This window comes from Myxococcota bacterium, assembly GCA_035498015.1.
Classification (GTDB): Bacteria; Myxococcota_A; UBA9160; order SZUA-336; family SZUA-336; genus VGRW01.
Genome location: DATKAO010000033.1, coordinates 1 through 17475 on the forward strand (window position 1 = coordinate 1; position 17475 = coordinate 17475).

The 17475-nt window shown below is 72.9% G+C and carries 16 protein-coding genes and 1 tRNA gene; 7 read left to right on the top strand and 10 right to left on the bottom strand.

Annotation, left to right across the window (positions count from 1 at the left end; genetic code table 11):
• The 3 genes from VMR86_02730 to VMR86_02740 form a co-directional block, all read left to right on the top strand.
• The coding region (locus VMR86_02730; GenBank protein ID HTO05946.1) for a CoA transferase at positions 1–948 on the top strand (948 nt) is incomplete at its 5' end.
• Between the two features lie 17 nt (positions 949–965).
• Complete coding sequence (locus VMR86_02735; GenBank protein ID HTO05947.1) at positions 966–2180, top strand: CaiB/BaiF CoA-transferase family protein; 1215 nt, start codon at positions 966–968, stop codon at positions 2178–2180.
• 15 nt (positions 2181–2195) lie between these two features.
• Positions 2196–3293, top strand: coding sequence for a glycosyltransferase family 2 protein (locus VMR86_02740; protein ID HTO05948.1), 1098 nt, complete (start codon positions 2196–2198; stop codon positions 3291–3293).
• Here VMR86_02740 and VMR86_02745 read toward each other — a convergent pair.
• Genes VMR86_02745 through VMR86_02760 form a run of 4 tightly spaced genes read right to left on the bottom strand, consistent with a single transcriptional unit; the run spans position 3256 to position 8507 of the window.
• Entirely contained in the window at positions 3256–4725 is a 1470-nt protein-coding gene (locus VMR86_02745) for a hypothetical protein (protein ID HTO05949.1), read from the bottom strand. The genes VMR86_02740 and VMR86_02745 overlap by 38 nt on opposite strands.
• On the bottom strand, positions 4725–5993 hold the full coding sequence (locus tag VMR86_02750; GenBank protein HTO05950.1) for a flavin-dependent oxidoreductase: 1269 nt from the start codon (positions 5991–5993) through the stop codon (positions 4725–4727). Before VMR86_02750 ends, VMR86_02745 begins: the two co-directional genes overlap by 1 nt.
• Complete coding sequence (locus VMR86_02755) at positions 5983–7188, bottom strand: amidohydrolase family protein (protein ID HTO05951.1); 1206 nt, start codon at positions 7186–7188, stop codon at positions 5983–5985. The genes VMR86_02750 and VMR86_02755 overlap by 11 nt, the downstream gene beginning before the upstream one ends.
• Positions 7185–8507: an amidohydrolase family protein gene (locus VMR86_02760; protein ID HTO05952.1), complete on the bottom strand. Its 1323-nt coding sequence runs from the start codon at positions 8505–8507 to the stop codon at positions 7185–7187. Before VMR86_02760 ends, VMR86_02755 begins: the two co-directional genes overlap by 4 nt.
• 49 nt (positions 8508–8556) lie before the next feature.
• Here VMR86_02760 and VMR86_02765 point away from each other — a divergent pair, with 49 nt between their 5' ends.
• On the top strand, positions 8557–9543 hold the full coding sequence (locus VMR86_02765; GenBank protein HTO05953.1) for an LLM class flavin-dependent oxidoreductase: 987 nt from the start codon (positions 8557–8559) through the stop codon (positions 9541–9543).
• 88 nt (positions 9544–9631) lie between these two features.
• Here VMR86_02765 and VMR86_02770 read toward each other — a convergent pair whose 3' ends face one another.
• Together VMR86_02770 and VMR86_02775 are read right to left on the bottom strand one after the other, a co-directional pair.
• Positions 9632–11083: an ATP-binding protein gene (locus tag VMR86_02770; protein ID HTO05954.1), complete on the bottom strand. Its 1452-nt coding sequence runs from the start codon at positions 11081–11083 to the stop codon at positions 9632–9634.
• 36 nt (positions 11084–11119) lie between these two features.
• Entirely contained in the window at positions 11120–12382 is a 1263-nt protein-coding gene (locus VMR86_02775; GenBank protein HTO05955.1) for a cytochrome P450, read from the bottom strand.
• 49 nt (positions 12383–12431) lie between these two features.
• Here VMR86_02775 and VMR86_02780 point away from each other — a divergent pair, with 49 nt between their 5' ends.
• Genes VMR86_02780 through VMR86_02790 form a run of 3 tightly spaced genes read left to right on the top strand, consistent with a single transcriptional unit; the run spans position 12432 to position 14926 of the window.
• Positions 12432–12881 carry a hypothetical protein gene (locus VMR86_02780; protein HTO05956.1) on the top strand — a complete coding sequence of 150 codons (450 nt, stop codon included), beginning with the start codon at positions 12432–12434 and terminating at the stop codon, positions 12879–12881.
• Between the two features lie 9 nt (positions 12882–12890).
• Complete coding sequence (locus tag VMR86_02785) at positions 12891–13721, top strand: aldo/keto reductase (GenBank protein HTO05957.1); 831 nt, start codon at positions 12891–12893, stop codon at positions 13719–13721.
• Positions 13718–14926, top strand: a complete 1209-nt coding sequence (locus VMR86_02790) for a cytochrome P450 (protein HTO05958.1) — start codon at positions 13718–13720, stop codon at positions 14924–14926. Before VMR86_02785 ends, VMR86_02790 begins: the two co-directional genes overlap by 4 nt.
• Here VMR86_02790 and VMR86_02795 read toward each other — a convergent pair.
• From VMR86_02795 to VMR86_02810, 4 genes are all read right to left on the bottom strand, one after another.
• Complete coding sequence (locus tag VMR86_02795; protein ID HTO05959.1) at positions 14923–15387, bottom strand: NUDIX domain-containing protein; 465 nt, start codon at positions 15385–15387, stop codon at positions 14923–14925. The genes VMR86_02790 and VMR86_02795 overlap by 4 nt on opposite strands.
• Before the next feature lie 127 nt (positions 15388–15514).
• Positions 15515–15587, bottom strand: a tRNA-Ile gene (locus VMR86_02800).
• Positions 15578–16258, bottom strand: a complete 681-nt coding sequence (gene rpe, locus VMR86_02805) for a ribulose-phosphate 3-epimerase (GenBank protein ID HTO05960.1) — start codon at positions 16256–16258, stop codon at positions 15578–15580. The genes VMR86_02800 and rpe overlap by 10 nt, the downstream gene beginning before the upstream one ends.
• The coding region (locus tag VMR86_02810; protein ID HTO05961.1) for a transcription antitermination factor NusB at positions 16255–17475 on the bottom strand (1221 nt) is incomplete at its 5' end. The genes rpe and VMR86_02810, both read right to left, overlap by 4 nt.

Below are 17475 nucleotides of genomic sequence, written 5' to 3' on the forward strand. Positions count from 1 at the left end.
TTCGAGACCGCCGCGGCGGGCGCCGGCGCGGTGGCGGCGATGATGCGCAGCCCGGAGGAGTGGGCCGCGCACCCGCAGGGGCGCGCGCTGGCGGCGCTGCCCGCGTTCGAGATCGAGCGCATCGGCGACGCGGCCCCGCGCCCGTTCCCGCCGGGGGACCGCCCGCTCGCGGGCCTGCGCGTGCTCGACCTGACGCGCGTCGTGGCCGGCCCGGTGTGCGGCCGCACCTTGGCCGCGCACGGCGCCGACGTGCTGCGCATCGCCTCGCCGGGCCTGCCCTTCTTCCCCTGGATCGTGATCGACACCGGCCGCGGCAAGCGCTCGGCATATGCCGACCTCGAGACCGCGGACGGTCGCGAGTCACTGACTCGTCTCTTGCGCCGCGCCGACGTGCTCGTGCAGGCCTACCGCCCGGGCGCGATCGCGGCGCGCGGCTTCGGACCGGCCGACGCCGCGGGGCTCCGGCCGGGCATCGTGTACGTCTCGCTGTCGGCCTACTCGCACGCCGGCCCGTGGGCCGGCCGGCGCGGCTTCGACTCACTCGTGCAGACGGCCACTGGCTTCAACCAGGCCGAGGGCGCCGCCGCCGGGGTCGAAGGCCCCAAGGAGCTGCCGGCCCAGGCGCTCGACCACGGCTCGGGCCAGCTCATGGCCGCGGCCGCCCTGCTGGCGCGCGCCCGCCAGGCGCGCGAGGGCGGAAGCTGGCACGTGCGCGTGTCACTCGCCCAGACCGGGCGCTTCCTGTATGGCCTGGGCCGCGTGGCCGACGGCCTGCGTTCGCCCGACCCCGGGCTCGACGACGTGCAAGACCGGCTCGAGGACTCGAACTCCGCCTTCGGCCGCTTGCGCGCCGTGCGCCACGCCGCCGAGCTCTCCGAGACCCCGGCCCGCTTCGCGCGCCCCGCGGCCCCGCTGGGCTCGAGCCCTGCCGAATGGAGCGACTCGTAGTCGCGTACAATCCAGACATGAGCGAAAGGGCGCTTCTCGAGGGGCTCAAAGTCGTCGAGCTGGCCACGTTCGTGTTCGGCCCCGCCGCGGGCACGGTGCTGGGCGATTTCGGTGCCGACGTCATCCACATCGAGCACCCGCAGACCGGCGACCCGTACCGCATGCTGCCGCAGCTCAAGCCGCTGCCCGAGTGCGAGGAGAACTACTGCTGGATCCTCACCGCGCGCGGCAAGAAGTCGATCGCGCTCGACGTGCGCAAGCCCGAAGGCCGCGACATCGCCCACGATCTCGTGCGGCGCGCCGACGTGTTCATCACCAACCTGCACCCGTCCGTGCTCGAGAAGCTCGGCATGGACTGGGAGTCACTCGCGCCGCAGAACCCGCGGCTGATCTTCGCGCACGCCACCGGCTACGGTGACCAGGGCAGCGAGGTCGAGAAGCCCGGCTACGACGCCACGGCCTGGTGGGCGCGCTCGGGGCTGATGGACGCGGTGCGGCCCGACGGCGCCGAGTTCGGGCTGGCGACCGCCGGCATGGGCGACCACCCCAGCGCCATGGCGCTGTTCGGAGCGATCGCGCTGGCGCTCTTCGACCGCGAGCGCACCGGCAAGGGCCGGCGCGTGCGCACGTCCTTGTGCGCGAACGGCGCCTGGTCGAACTCGATCCTGATCCAGGCGGCGCTGTGCGGCGGCAAGCCCTACAAGCCGCCCACTCACTCGGGCACGGCCAACGCGTTGGTGAATCACTACCTGTGCTCGTGCGGGCGCGGGCTCTATCTCGCCATGGTGCAGGAGCCGGTCGAGTGGGAGCGCTTCACGCGCGCGATCGGCCGGCCGGAGCTGGCCAGCGACCCGCGCTTCAAGGAGCTGCCGCTGCGGCGCGCCAACGCGTGTGCCCTGGTCGAGATCCTCGACCAGGTCTTCTCCTCGCAGCCGCTCGACCACTGGCGCCAGGAGCTCGACCGGCACCAGGTCACCTTCGGCATCATCCAGCGCATCGAGGATCTGCCCAACGACCCGCAGCTCGCCGCCAACGGGATCTTCCGCCCGGTCGAAGGCGTGCGGCCCGGGCTGCGCACCGTGGACAGCCCGATCCAGCTCGACGGGGTGACCAAGGTCCCGGCGCGCCGCCCGCCCGAGCTGGGCGAGCACGGGCGCGAGATCCTCGAGTCACTGGGCTACTCTGCGGACTATGTCGAGCGACTCGTCCGCAACGGCGTCCTGCGCGTCTAGCCTGGGACCCCACCTGTGACCCCCGAAGACATCGCCGAGAGACCCTCGGTCTCGGTCGTGGTCCCGACCTATCGCGAGGTGCTGAACCTGCCGCTGCTGATCGGGCGTCTGGGTGCGGTGCGCAGCTCGGCAGGGCTCGACATCGAGCTGCTGGTCATGGACGACGACAGCCGGGACGGCTCGGTCGAGGCCGTGGAGGGCTCGCGGCTGCCCTGGGCGAGGATCGTCGTGCGCCGCGAGAACCGCGGACTCTCGCCCGCGGTGGTCGACGGCCTGCGGCTGGCCAAGAACGACGTGCTGGTGGTGATGGACGCCGACCTGAGTCATCCGCCGGAGAAGCTGCCCGAGATGATCGCGGCGCTGCGCGCGGGCCGAGACTTCGTGATCGGGTCGCGCTACGTGCCCGGCGCCTCGACCGACGACGAGTGGGGGCTCGCGCGCTGGGTGAACAGCCGGGTCGCGACCCTGCTCGCCCGCCCGCTCACTGCGGCGAAAGATCCGATGTCGGGCTTCTTCGCGTTCCGGCGGGCCGATCTCGCACGCGCCCGCGAGCTGTCGCCCGTGGGCTACAAGATCGGCCTCGAGCTGATCGTGAAGTGCGGCTTCCGCGACGTGGGCGAGGTGCCGATCCACTTCGCCGACCGAGAGCTCGGCGAGAGCAAGCTCACGCTGAAAGAGCAGCTCCTGTATCTCAAGCACCTGCGGCGGCTGTACAACTTCAAGTTCGGGGCCTGGAGTCACCTGGCGCAGTTCCTGGTCGTGGGCGCGACGGGCCTGGCCGTGAACCTGCTGGTGCTCACCGCGCTCGAGACGTTGGGGGTGTCCGTGCCGGCTGCGGTCGCGTTGTCGATCGTGGTGGCCATGCTGTCGAACTTCGCGTTGAACCGCCGCTTCACCTTCAGTGACGCGCGCGGTGGCAGTCTCTGGAAGCAGCTGGTCGGGTTCATGGGCGCGTGCTCGATCGGCGCGGCGATCAACTGGGCAGTCACACTGTGGCTCGTGCGCCAGGCGCCCGAGCTGCCGATCCAGGTGGCGGCGCTCGGCGGCGTGGTCGCCGGCACCGCGTTCAACTACCTCACGAGCCGCTTCTTGGTGTTTCGCGCGGGGGACTGAGACCCTCCAGGCGGTACACGTGCCAGGGCGCGGCGGCGGCGAGCTCGACCGCGTCGTAGCCGCGCTGCGCGAACCAGTCCCGGATCAGCTTCACCACGACGTTCTCGCTGCCGCTGGGCGCGGCGCGCACCGCGCCGAGCATGTCGTCACCGAGCACGAGTATTTCTGGCGGGTGCTCGCGGTACTGGGCCAGCACCGTCTCGAGCGGCGTCGGCAGCACACCGGCCACTCCGTACAGGTAGTACTCCCAGAAGTACATGTTTGCCGGCTCGGTTCGGGTGAAGAAGTAGATCGTGCCCGCATTCTTGCCACCGACGAACAGGTGGTCGCCAGGGCGCGCTTGTGAGTCGATCGCCCGGGCGGCGGCCGCTGCGCGCGCCGTGCTGCGGTCGGTCACGCACTTCGCGAGCGTCCAGCCGACGTTCGCGAGCACGAACGCCGGCAGCATGGCCAGCGCCCAGAGCGCGCGCCGGGTCGGTGCGAGCTCGCGCGCGACCATGTGCGCCAGCAGCACGAGACCGGGAATCACTTGCTCCCAGTAGTGGAAGTGCGCGCGCATCGGCGCCACGGCGGAGAGCAGGGTCGCGGCGCCGACCGCGGCGGCGAACAGCCGCACGCGCGGGACGATCTGCAGGAAGCCGACGGCCGCGGCGATCGCGAACGTGCTCCAGCTGTTGCGAAACTCCGAGACCAGCTCGATCAGCCCGCGCGGCTGGCCCGCGTAGCGTCCGGGCGCCACGAAGACGGCGTACACGTAGCCGCGGAAGTCACCCACGGCGAGCACCAGCGCGATCACCGCCGCCCACGCGGCCAGCCCGCCCGCGGCGAGCCACGCCGCGCCTTCGAGCTTGCGGCGAGGTGACTCCTCGGCCAGCGCGAGGCTCACCAGGCACGGCAGCCCGAGCAGGGCCGACGTCTGTCGTGCGTGGAAGGCGAGCGCGAGCGCGGCGCCCATGAGCAGCGCGTCGCGGGGCGCGATGCGCCCTGAGTCGAAAGAGCGGTACGCACCGAGCAGGGCCACTAGAGCGAAGCCGTTGCTCGCGTCCTCCGAAGAGAGCCAGGCGAAGCGGAAGTCCGAGAGGGGAAGCAACGCCAGGAGCGCCGCACCGCCGACCCGCACCACCCGCGAGCCGCCGGGACACAGCGCGAGCCACAGCCAGGCCTGCGCCAGCGCCCACAGCCCGCCCGTGAGCTGCAGGCCGAGATAGCTGCCGCTCGCCACGAGCTGCGGCAGCGCGTAGATCAGGATCGCCAGCGGTGGCTTGTTGTCCCAGATGGTCGCGTAGAGGCGCTTGCCCGCGACCACGTGCTGGGCGACCTCGCCCATCACGAACGGGTCGTCGTCGAGCACCGACAGCGAGCTCAGCGCCCACGCGCCGAGCACGAGCGCCGCACCCGCCCAGAGCGCCGCGCGCGGCAGTCGTGACTCCATCACGCCGTGGGCGCGGCGAGTGACTCGCGCGCGTTCAGCTCGGCGACCGAGAAGCCCGCGAGGCGCTTGTAGGAGTCGGCGATCGCGCGCAGCTCGTCCTCGGCCACCACGTCGCCGATGCGGGCGAAGCCGGCGGGCGCGCGCGTCTCGACCAGCTGCATGGCCGCCTCGGGGCCCTGGCGCCGGTTGGCGAGCACGATCTCCGCGGTGGCGGCGCGCCGGATCTCGTCGTAGCGCGCGAGCCCGCGCTCGGGGTCGCCGGCGTAGTGGCGCAGACAGCCGGTGAGCACGCGCGCGTCAAGCACCGCCTGCGACGCGCCGTTCGAGCCGATCGGGTACATCGGGTGCGCGGCGTCGCCGAGCAGAGTCACCGGCCCGAAGCTCCAGCGCGGCAGCGGGTCGCGGTCGACCATGGGATACACCCACACGCTGCCCGCGGCGCGCACCAGCGCGGGCACGTCGAGCCACGGGAAGCGCCACGACTCGAAGCGCGGCAGGAAGTCATCGAGCCGGCCCGGCTTGCTCCAATCCTCGCGCTCGGCGAGCTCGCTCGAGTCGCTGCGCAGCTCGGCCACGAAGTTCAGGAGCTGGCGCGAGTCACGCGGCGCCGCGATCGGATAGGCCACGAACTTCTGGCTGGCGTGACCCGCCATGATCATGGTCACTGCGTCGAGGAAAGGCGGCGCCTCGGCCACCCCGCGCCACATGACCGCGCCGTTCCAGCGCGGCCCGCCCTCGCCGGGATGCAGCGCGCGGCGCACGGTCGAGTGGATGCCGTCGGCGGCCACGAGCAGCCGCGCCTCGACCGTGTGACTCGCGCCGGGCCGCGCGCGGTCGGCGAACACGGCGCGCACGCCGCCCGGCAGGGCCTCGAAGCGCTCGAGGTGCGCGCCCAGGCAGATCCGCTCGGCGCCGAGCCGCGCGCGCGCCGCCTCGAACAGCTGCATCTGCAAGCGTCCGCGGTGGATCGAGATCTGCGGCCAGCGATAGCCCGCACGCAGGCCCCGCGGCTCGGCCCAGATGCGCTGGCCGCGCTTGGTGTAGTAGGCGAGCTCGCCGCAGCAGACGCCCGCGGCCTCGAGCGGCGCGCGCAGGCCGAGCTCGTCGAGCTCGCGCACGGCGTGCGGCAAGAGGTTGATCCCGACGCCCAGCGGCAAAAGCTCGGGCACCGACTCGAACACGCGCACCGGGAAGCCCGCGTCGGCGAGTGACAGGGCGGCGGTGAGTCCTCCGATCCCGGCGCCTACGATCGCGATCTCAGCGCGCATGGCGGTAGCGTTCGGTGAGCAGGTCCTGGCGCGTCTCGAGCGAGACCTCCTCACCGCGCACCCACATGCGCTCGGCCCAGGTGGTGACGTCGAGCGGGTCGCCGTTCCAGAGCACCAGCGTGGCGGGCGCGCCCGCGCGCAGCACTCCGCTGCGCGGCTCGCCGAACAGCTCGGCGGGCACCGAAGTCACTGCCGCCAGCGCCGCGTCGTAGGGCAGGCCTTCCGCGACCGCGTTCCCGGCCGCCCAGCGCAGGCGGTGCGCGAAGTGCGGGCTCGACAGCTCCGCGATCACGAGCGGCACGCCGGCGGCGTGCAGCAGCGCCGCCGCGTCGCGGCGCGCGTGCAGGGCGGAGAAGCTGTCGGGCAGCGTGCGCAGCGGATCGAACACCACCGGCACGTGCGCGCGCGCGAGCTCGGGCGCGAGCTGCCAGGCCTCGGCGCCCCCGACCACGGCGATCCGGAGGTCGTAGTCGTGCGCCAGCGCCAGCACGCTCTGGATCTCGGCCCTGCGATCGACCTGGACCAGCACCGGCAGGTCGTGCTCGATCGCGCGCTCGAGCACCTCGAGGTCCGCGGCAGACACCGACAGCGCGCGCAGGCGGTTGTCGAGGAACTGGCCGTGACTCGCCCGGTACAGCTTGGTGTCGGCCAGCACCTGGCGCAGGCGGAGAAACGCAGCGGAACGGCCGCCCGGCGGGCTCTGCGCGTCCTCACCGCCCGAAGCCGCGGGGATCGAGAGCGCGAGCGCCGCCGAGGCCCGGCGCACGCCGTCGTGCACGCCCAGCCCCACGAGCGCCGCCTGACCGGCGATCAGCCCGCCGGCCGGAGTCACGAGCGCCTCGCTGATCCCGCCCGCGCGCGCGATCGGCAGCGTGAACGAGGCCGGGTTGTAGGTGTCGGCCACGCGCAGCGCGGCGCGCACGGGATCGGCGCTCTCGGCCAGCGTGCCCTCGACGCTGGTCGGCTCGGCCTCGGCGTCGACCTCGCCCAGGCGCGAGGCCACGGCGAACAGCCCGGGAGTCACGACCTTGCCCGTGGCGTCGATGCGCTCGGCCGTGGCCGGCGGAGTCAGCGCCGTGCCCACGGCCACGATCTTGGGCCCGTCGATCACCACCGTGGCGTGCTCGAGCGGCGGCCCGTCGCCCGTGTGCACGGTCGCGTTCACGAGCGCGAGCGCGGCGAGCAGCGCCTTCACGGTGCGGGCTCGAGCCCCAGCTCGAAGTCCGAGCGCGGCGGCGAGGTCCGAGCGCGGTCGTACACGCGCGCGCCCGCGATGAACACTTGCTCGGCGTGCGCGTAGACCGAGAACGGATCGCCCGACCAGACCACGAGATCGGCGTCCTTGCCCTTCTCGAGCGTGCCCACGCGTGACTCGATGCCGAGCACCCAGGCGGGGTTGGCGGTGATCCAGCGCAGCGCCTGCTCGCGAGTCACCGCGATCCCCGCGCGCAGCCCCGCCGCGCGCGCCTTCGCAGCCTCCTGGTTCAGGCGCTGGATCTCGTCGGGTGAGTCGGAGTGCAGCGCCACGGTGACTCCGGCCTCGTCGAGCAGCGCGGCGTTCGCGGGCACCGCGTCGAGCAGCTCGAGCTTGATGCCCCACCAGTCGGCCCAGACCACCGCGCCCACGCCCGCCTCGCGCAGCCGGTCGCGGATCTTGTAGGCCTCGACCGCGTGGTGGAAGGCGCGCGGCGCGATGCCGAACTCGCGGAACACGTCGAGCCGCAGCAGCATCTCGTCGGCGCGGTAGCAGTGGTTCTCGATCAGCGTCTCGCCGGAGAGCACGCCGGCCAGCGCTTCGTTCGCGAAGTCGTGGGGCTTGCCCTCTTCGGGCTTGTAGGCGCGCGCGTTCTCGAGCTCCTGGCGCAGCATGGCGACCTCGGCCATGCGCGTCTGCGGGGCCTGGCCCTTCGCGCCGTAGACCCGCATCGGGTTCTCGCCGCAGGCCATCTTCATGCTGGTGGGCGCGCCGGGGAAGCGCAGCTCGCGCGCGGAGAGCCCGGGCACGAGCCGCAGGGTGACTCCCTGGCCGCCGATCAGGTTGGCCGAGCCGGGCAGCACGTGGATCGTCGTGACTCCGCCGGCGAGCGCGCGCTCGATCGCGGGGTCCTGCGGCCAGAACGAGTCTTCGGCCCGCACCTCGGGCTTGAAGGGGCCCGTCATCTCGTTCCCGTCGGCGTTCGTGGCCACGTTCGGCAGCGCGTACACGCCCAGGTGAGAGTGCGGGTCGATGATGCCGGGCGTGATGAAGCGCCCGGTCACGTCGATGACCTTCACGGTCGAGGGCGCGGTGACTGCCTTGCCGACCTCGGCGATGCGGCCGTCCTCGACCCACACGTCTGCGTGCTCGAGCGCGGGCCCGGCCGCGGTGAGCACGGTGGCGCCGCGCAGCACCAGGCTCGGCCCGCGTGCCAGAGGCGTCTCACTCGGCGCGGCCTTGGGCGCGGCGCCGAGACGTGCGCACGAGACGAGCAGCGCCGCGGCAAGGAAGAGGCGCACGCGCGGGGTGACCGGCATCGGCGCACCATCTTAGCCGCGCTCCCCGCGCTTGTGCTCTAATCGCGCCATGCGCCTGGGACTCATCCTGTCCGCACCCACGATCGCCGACCAGGTCGCCGCCGCGCGCCACGCGGAGGCGCGGGGCTTCGACTCGGTGTGGACGATCGAGTTCTTCAACATGAACGGCTTCGTGCGCCTGGCCGCGGTGGCGACCGCCACCAGCCGCGTGAAGCTCGGGACGGGCATCGCCTACGCCTTCATGCGCACGCCCATGCTGGCCGCAGCCGCGGCCATGGACATCGACGAGCTGTCGGGCGGGCGCATGATCCTGGGCCTGGGCAGCGGCACCCGCTCCATGAACGAGCGCTGGTATTCGGTGCGCTTCGACGACCCGCCCGCGCCGCGCATCAAGGAGGCCGTGGCGCTGGTGCGCGCCGCGGTGGGCGCGCAGAAGGGCGGCGGGCTCAAGTTCGAGGGCCGCTTCTACCAGATCGACATTCCGCAGTTCTCGCGCCCGAACGCGCCGCGCCAACACATTCCGGTGTACATCGCGGCCGTGAACCGCGGCATGATCCGCGCGGCCGCCGCCGCGGCGGACGGCCTGGTGGGTCACCCGATCTTCACCCGTAAATATATCCGCGAGGCGGTGCTGCCCGAGCTCGCGGGCTCGCGCTGCGCGCTGGCGCCCTACGTGATCTGCTCGATCTCGAACGACGTCGAGCAGGCGCGCCGCGAGGCGCGCGCGCAGATCGCCTTCTACTACACGACCAAGCTGTACCACTCGGTGCTCGACCTGCACGGCTGGCGCAGCGTGGGCGAAGAGATCGCAGCGGCCTTCCGCAAGGGTGACTTCGCCGCGATGACCGCGGCCGTGCCCGACGCGCTGGTCGACGAGATCGCGATCGCGGGCCGGCCCGACGAGGCGCGCGACCGCCTGCGCCAGTGGCACGGCCTGACCGAGCAGCCGCTGCTCTACCCGCCGGGCGTGGGGATCGCGCCGGGAAGGGTCCGAGAGAATCTCGCGGCCATCGCGGATACCTTTGGGACGATCTGATCAACGGGGCAGGCCGAGCGAAGGCCGTCCTGAGCGAGGCCGCAAGGCCCGCAGGGCCGCGCAGTGAGCCGCAGGCGAACGAAGTCAATCAGACCCTGGGCAACGTGAAGTAGAAGGTCGCGCCTTCGCCGGCGCGTGACTCGACCCAGATGCGCCCGCCGTGGCGCTCCACGATGCGGCGGCAGATGGCGAGCCCCATGCCCGAGCCCTCGCGCACCTCGGGGTGGGCGCGACCGAACACCCGGAACACCGCTTCGTGGTGGTCCTCGGCGAGGCCCAGCCCGTTGTCGCGCACGAACACCAGCGCGTCGTGCTCCCGCTCGGTCGCGCCCACGGCGATCACCGGCGCCGACGACGCGCGGAAGCGCAGCGAGTTCGCGACCAGGTTCTGGAACACGCGCGCGATCTGGATCGGGTCGGCCAGCACGCGCGAGAGTGTCTCGATCTTGACCTCGGCGCCCGACTCGGCGAGCGCGGGGCGCAGGTTCTCCAGCGCCCACTCGAGCGCCTGCGCCAGGTCGCTCGGCTCGGGCCGCACGCCGATGCGCGTGGCCACGGTGTAGTCGACCAGGTCGCGCAGCAGGGTGCGCATGCGGCCGACCTGACGCGCCGCGAGCGCCAGGTCCGAGGACCCGCCGCGCTGCGCATCGGCGAGCTCGCGCTCCACCGCGCGCAGCGGCTCCTGCAGGTCGTGCGCGGCGGCGAGCGCCAGCTCCTCGAGCTCGCGGTTCTGCGCCTCCTGCCGGGCCAGCTCGTGGCGCGCGGCCTCGCGCTCGGCGACCAGGTCGTCGATCTCGGCCAGCGCCCCCACGAAGTGGTCGAGCGCGCCCTCCGGCGAGAAGCCCGGCAGCGCGCTGAGCCGCAGCCAGCGCTGCGCGCCGTCGGCACGGCGCATGCGCACGTCGAGCGTGTCCTCGCGCGGGCTGTCCTGCCAGTCGGCCCACGCGGCGAGCCACTCGCCGTGGTCGTCGGGGTGGACCGCCGCGAGCCAGCCGCGGCCCAGCGCCGCTGACTCGTCGAGCCCGAGATACTCGAGCAGGCGCCGCGTGCAGTGAGTGAGCTCGCCCTGCGGGTCGGACTTCCAGAGCATGGCCGGCGCGTGCGCGGCGCTGCGGCGCGCCGGGCCGGCGGGCGTCGCCTCGGCCGGCCGCGGCAGGAGCTCGCCGAGCGCGGCCACCAGCACCAGCGCCGAGAGTCCTTCGCGGGCCAGAACGGTGCAGCCGCCCAGCTCGCGCGCGCGCGCGGCGGTCTCGCCGTCGCCCAGGTCGGCGATCAGCAGCGCCGGCGTCGTGACTCCCCGTGCGCGCTGGTCGCGCAGCAAATCCAGCGCGCCGTGACCCGCGAGTGACACGTCGAGCAGGAGCGCCGCCGCGTCGCCGTGCTCGAACGCGCCGCGCAGCTCGGCGCTGCTCTCGGCGGCGACCCACTCGGACGGGCCGCAGGCGGCGAGCGCGGCGCGCACCTCGGGCTCGGCGGCAGCCTCCGCCGGATGAACCCATAGCCTCGCGAGCTCGCGCCCCGGGCGCGTCCCGTCCCCCACGCGCGGGAGAATACTCGCGTTCGCGCCCGGAAGCGACTAGCCGGGGGCCGTCTCGAGCTCGAGCCGCTTCGGCCCCCGCACCAGGAACGAGTCCAGGAGCTCCCGCTCGCCCGTGAGTCGCAGCCCGGGCAGGCGGGGCGCCAGCGCCTCGAGCGCCACCCGCGCCTCAAGCCGCGCCAGCGAGGCCCCCAGGCAGAAGTGTTTGCCGAAGCCGAACGAGAGCAGGCCGCTCGTGTCTCGCTCGAGGTCGAAACGGTCGGGGTCCGGGAAGCGGCGCTCGTCGCGGTTGGCCGAGCCCAAGAGCGCGGCCACCCGGTCGCCCTGCGGGATGCGCACCCCCGCCACCTCCACGTCGCGCGTGGCGCTGCGGAAGACCATCTGGATCGGCGCGTCCCAGCGCAGGGCCTCCTCCACCGCGGCCGGCGCGAGCCCCGGATCCGCCGCGAGCCGCGCGCACGCCTCCGGGTTCCGCAGCAGCGCGTGCACGGCGTTCCCGATCAGGTTGGTCGTGGTCTCGTTCCCCGCCACGAGCAGGAGCGCCACGAACTGGAACACGTCGCGGTCGGAGAGACCCATGGCCCCGTCCTGCTGGGCGACGATCACCGAGAGCACGTCGTCCTGGGGCCGCGCGCGCCGGCGGCGCGCCATGCTCTTCGAGTAGTTGATCAGCTCGACCATGGTGCGCATGAACTCCGGCGCGAACGGAGTGACTCGGCCGCTGCCGGTCGAGTAGTGGATGATCGAGTCGGACCAGCGCTTGAAGTCGGGCAGGCGCTCCGGCTCGATGCCGAGCATCTCGGCGATGATCGTGACCGGCAGGGGCACGGAGAGCGAGTCGACCAGGTCGAAGCGGCGCGCGCCGGCGATGCGCGCCAGCGCCGCGTCGACGATCTCCCGCGCGCGCTTCTCCCACTCCGCGATGCGCCGCGGCGTGAAGCCGCGGTTCACGATGCCGCGCAGCTCGGAGTGACGCGCGCCGTCCTCGGCGATCAGGTTGCGCGCCGAGGCGAACGTGAGCGGGTTCATCCACGTGCCGAAGAACAGGCCCCCCACGAAGCGCAGGAACTCGAAGCTGAGCGGCGGCGTGCCCTCCATGCCCCCGTTCATGATCATGGTGAACATGGCGCGCGACGAGAACACGTCGTCGGCGCGCAGCACGGCCTGCACGTCCTCCCAGCGCGAGACACACCAGATCTTCGCCTCGGGCGCGAAGTACACCGGGGCCTGGTCGCGCAGCGCGCGGTAGTGCGGGTACGGGTCGTCGGCGAACTCGCGGCGGAACGGCTCGAAGGCGGGCATGCGGCGCAGGTTAGCGCACGCGCTCTCGGGAGATGCTATTCGATCGGTCATGAAGCGATGGACGTGCGCAGTCCTGCTCCTCTGGGCCGCCTGCAGCGCAGGAGACACTCCCGAAGCCGCGGTGCGGCGCGTGCTGGGCGAGCTCGAGCGCGCCGCCGAGGCGCGCGACGCGGGCCTGATCCAGCCGCACCTCTCGGAGTCGTACCGTGACTCGGAAGGCAACGACCGGCGCGCCGTGCTCGCGCTGGCCACGGGTCACTTCCTGCGCAACCGCTCGATCCACCTGCTCACGCGCGTCAGCGAGCTCGAGGTCGAGGGCGCGGCCGCGCACACCGTGGTGCTGGTGGCGATGGCGGGCACGCCGATCGCGGACGCGTCGGCGCTGCACGGCGTGCACGCGGACCTGTACCGCTTCGACCTGCGGCTGCGCAACGAGGACGGTCACTGGCGCGTCACGTCGGCCGAGTGGCAGCCCGCAAGCGCGGCCGATTTCCAGTAGGCTCGCGCCATGAACCCCACCCGGCGCTTCGGGCCGCTCGACCGCGAGGTGGTGGCGCTCGGACAGGGCACCTGGCAGATGGGTCGCGACCGCGGCGCCGCCGCCGCGCTGCGGCGCGGGCTCGAGCTGGGCATGACTCACATCGACACGGCCGAGCTGTACACGGGCTCGGAGGAGCTGATCGCGCCCGTGATCGCGGGCCAGCGCGAGCGCGTGTTCCTGGTGTCGAAGGTGCTGCCGCAGAACGCCTCGCGGAAGGGCACGGTGGCGGCCTGCGAGCAGTCGCTGCGCCGCCTGCGCACGGAGCGGATCGACGTGTATCTGCTGCACTGGCGCGGCAGTCACCCGCTGGCCGAGACGGTCGCGGGCTTCGAGCAGCTCGAACGCGAGGGCAAGATCGGCGCCTGGGGCGTGAGCAACTTCGACGTCGACGACCTGGAAGAGCTGGCCACCCTGGCCAAGCCAGGCCGGCCGGTCTGCAACCAGGTGCTCTACCACCTGGAGGAGCGCGGCATCGAGCATGCCGTGCTGCCGTGGTGTGAGTCGCGGCGCGTGGCGCTCGTGGGCTACAGCCCCTTCGGCAGTGGCCGCTTCCCGTCGCCGCGCAGCCCGGGTGGCAAGCTCCTGGGCGAGATCGCAGCCGCGCATGGAGTGACTCCCCGGCAGGTCGCGCTGGCCTTCCTGGTGCGGCGGCCGGCGCTGTTCGCCATTCCCAAGGCGGGGAAGCCGGAGCACGTGGCCGAGAACGCCTCGATCCCGGCGCTCACGCCCGCGGAGCTCGAGAAGCTCGACGCCGCGTTTCCGCTGGGGCGGCAGCCGCGGAGCTTGCCGACGCTATGACGCGCGGCGTCGACCTCGACTCACAAGACTCCGTGCGCGAGCCGGCGAAATACTTCGCCCAGGCGCGCGAGCGCGCAGGCGACGTGCAGTGGAGCGCTGCGCAGCGCGGCTGGGTGGTGCTCTCGCACGCCGAGGTCGAGGCGGCGTTCCGCGACGTGGAGCGCCTGTCCGCGGACCGCGCCGAGGTGTTCGGCCGCGCCGCCGCGGGGCGCTCGCCGGCGTTCCGCGAGGTGGTGGCGCTGCTCGCGGGCTGGATGAACTTCCGCGACGACCCCGCGCACGCGCGGCTGCGCGAGCCGGTGCGCGCCGCATTCACCCCGCGCCGCGTCGCCGCTCTCGAGGCCGACGTGCGCGCGATCGTGGAGCGCGCGATCGACGGCTTCGAGAGTGACTCGGTCGAGCTCCTGCAAGCGTTCGCCAGGCCGATCCCGGCCCGAGTCATCGCCTCGCTGCTCGGCGCCTCACAGGAGGACAGTCCACGCTTCCAGCGCTGGTCGGACGACCTCGCGCACATCGTGTTCTCGCTGGCGCCCGGCAAGGTCGACGAGGCGCCGTTGGTCTCGGCCACGCGCGAGTTCGCGGCCTTCTTCGGCGCGCTGATCGAGCGCGAGCGCGCGCAGCCCTCGGGCAACGTGCTCTCGGCGCTGGTGCACAGCCCCGCCGGGTCACTGGATCCGCTCGAGCTCGTGGGCGCTTGCACGCTCCTGCTGTTCGGCGGCCACGAGACCACCACGAGCCTCATCAACCAGTCACTCGCGCTCTTCCTCGAGCGGCCGGAGCTGGCCGACGAGCTGCGCGCCCACCCCGAGCGCTGGGAGACGGCGATCGACGAGCTCATGCGCGCGGTCGGCCCGGCGCGCGCCATGGCGCGCAAGGTCGGCGTGGCCCACGTGCGCGGCGGCCAGTCACTCGAGCCGGGCCAGACGGTGTTCCTGGCGATCGTGTCGGCCAACCACGATCCCGCCGTCTTCGAGTTACCCGAGCGCATCGACTTCGCGCGCACGCCGAACCCGCACATGGGCTTCGGCTGGGGCCCGCACTACTGCCTGGGCGCCAATCTCGCGCGGCTCGAGGCGCGCGTGGCCCTGCAGGCCCTGCTCGAGCGCTTCCCGCGCATGCGCCTCTCCGCCCCGCTGGCGCCCGTGCAAGGCGCCACCATGGGCTTCATGCACCGCCCGCTGCCGGTCCAGCTGCGCGGCGGCTAAGCGCCGATCTTCTCGGCCAGCCGGTCGAGAAACGGCTCCTGCGCCGCCTTGATGCGCCGCCGCGCCTCGTCGAGCGCGAACCACTCCGCGCGGTCGACCTCGGGGAACGAGCGCACGCGCCCCGACTTCGGCGGCCACTCCAGCTCGAACTCGTTGCTCACCAGCCGAGTCACATCCGCATCGCCGCGCACCGCCCACGCGTGCACGATCTTCCCGTTCTTCTGCTTCACGGTGCCGAGCTCGAGCGCCGGCCCCGCCGCCGTGAACCCCGTCTCCTCGGCGAGCTCCCGATGCGCCGCCGCGAGCAGCTCCTCGCCCGCGTCGATCTCCCCCTTCGGCACCGTCCAATGCCCGAGATCCTTCTTCGCGAACAGCGGCCCCCCCGGATGCACGAGCAGCACCTCGAGCCCGCCCGCGCGAGTGACTCGATAGAGCAGCAATCCGGCACTGGTCTTCGGCACGACCTCATCCTAACTCTCGAGCACACACCCGCCACGAACTGGCCGAGCGAAGGCCGCCCTGAGCGAGGCCCGCAAGTGGCGCAGCCACGCGCAGTGAGCCGCAGGCGAACGAACGCCCAGTAAGGCGTGGGCCCTCCAGGATTCGAACCTGGGCACTGCCGGTTATGAGCCGGCTGCTCTAACCACTGAGCTAAGGGCCCGAGAGGGACGCGAGCTGGCTGCGGATGCCGTCGGCGAAGCGTTTGTAGTCGGGGCTCTTGAAGAACGCGTTGCCCATGACGAAGACGCGCGCGCCGTAGGCGGCGACCTTCTCGATCGTGTCGGGGCCGATGCCGCCGTCGACGACCAGGTCGATGGGCTTGCGCAGCTCGTCGATCCAGCCGCGGATCTGGCGGATCTTCGGGAGTGTCTCGGGGATGAAGGCCTGGCCGCCGAAGCCCGGGTTCACGGTCATGACCAGCACCTGGTCGACGAGTGACAGCACGGGGCGGATCGACTCGGCGGGGGTCGCGGGGTTCAAGACGACGCACGCGCGCACCTTGCGCGCCCGGATCTCGCTGAGCGTGCGGTGCAGGTGCGTGCAGGCCTCGACGTGCACGCCCAGCGCCGTGGCCCCGGCGGAGATGAAGGCGTCGAGCAGGTGGTCGGGCTCGCGCACCATGAGGTGCACGTCGACCGGGAGGCTCGTGCGCTTGGCGACCGCGGCCACGATGTCGGGGCCGATCGTCAGGTTGGGCACGAAGTGACCGTCCATCACGTCGAGGTGCAGCCAGTCGGCGCCGGCCTGCTCGGCGGCGCGCACCTCCTCGGCCAGGCGGCCGAAGTCCGCCGACAGGATCGAGGGAGCGAGCTTCCAGGGACTGTCTTTCATTTCCGCACCAGCCGCACGGCGAAGAAGCCGTCGCAGCCGTCGCGCTGCGGCCAGGTCGCGAGCGCGTTCGCGGCAGTCACCAGCGCGTGCGCCGGCTCGGGCAGGAACGGGCGCGGGTCGTCGACCCGGAAGTCCGGGTGCGACTCGAGGAAGCGCGAAGTCACTCCGGTCGTCTCCTCGGCGGTGAAGGTGCAGACACTATAGACGAGGACGCCGCCTTCCTCGACGTAGCGCGCGGCCGAGGCGAGGATCGAGTGCGCGCTCTCGGCGGCACGCGCCACGTCGTCGGGGCGCACCCGCCAGCGCGCGTCGGGGTTGCGGCGCAGGGTGCCCAGGCCCGAGCACGGGGCGTCGACCAGGATGCGCTTGAACCAGCGCTGGCCCTGCAGGTCGAAGCCCTGCGACACGTCGCGCTCGAGCGGCCGCAGGTTGGAGAGCCCGAGCCTGCGCGCCGAGGCGTGGATCAGCGCGATGCGGCTGCGGTGGAGCTCGAGCGCGATCACCTCGCCGCGCGGGCCGACCTGCTCGGCGAGCTGCACCGACTTCGTGCCGGGCGCCGCACAGCAGTCGACCACCGTGTCGTTGGGCTCGGCGCCGACCAGGAGCGGCACGAGCTGAGAGGCTTCGTCCTGCACCACCCAGTCGCCGCGGTCGAAGCCTTCGGCGCGCACGGGGTCGAGCGCGGCGTTGGTGACTCCCCGCGGCGCGAAGCGCGTGGGCCGGCCGCCGAGCGCCTGGGCGACCGCGTCGCGGTCGGCGCGGGCAGTGACTCGCACGGTGCGCGGCGGGGCTTCGGTGCAGGCCAGCGCGAAGGCCAGGGCCTCGTTCGCGCCCAGCTGGTCGACCAGCCGCTCGGCCAGCCAGCGCGGCAGTGACCCCCAGGTCTCCACGTGCCCGATCGGGTCGGTCGCGAAGTCGGGATAGACGAGCTCACCCGCGTCGCGCTTGCGCGCCAGCCCGCGCAGCACCGCGTTCGCGAAGCCGGTCGCGCGCTCGACGCCGACCTTGCGCGCCAAGCTCACGGTCTCGTCGACGACCGCGGCGTCGGGCACGTTCGGCAGGCACAGGAGCTGATACGCGCCGAGCCGCAGCAGGTTGCGCACCACGGGCTCGAGGCGCTGGAAGGGGCGGTCGAGACTCTGGGCGAGCGCCGCGTCGAGCCGGCCGCGCAGGCGCAGCGTGCCGTAGGCGAGCTCGGTGGCGAAGCCGCGGTCGCG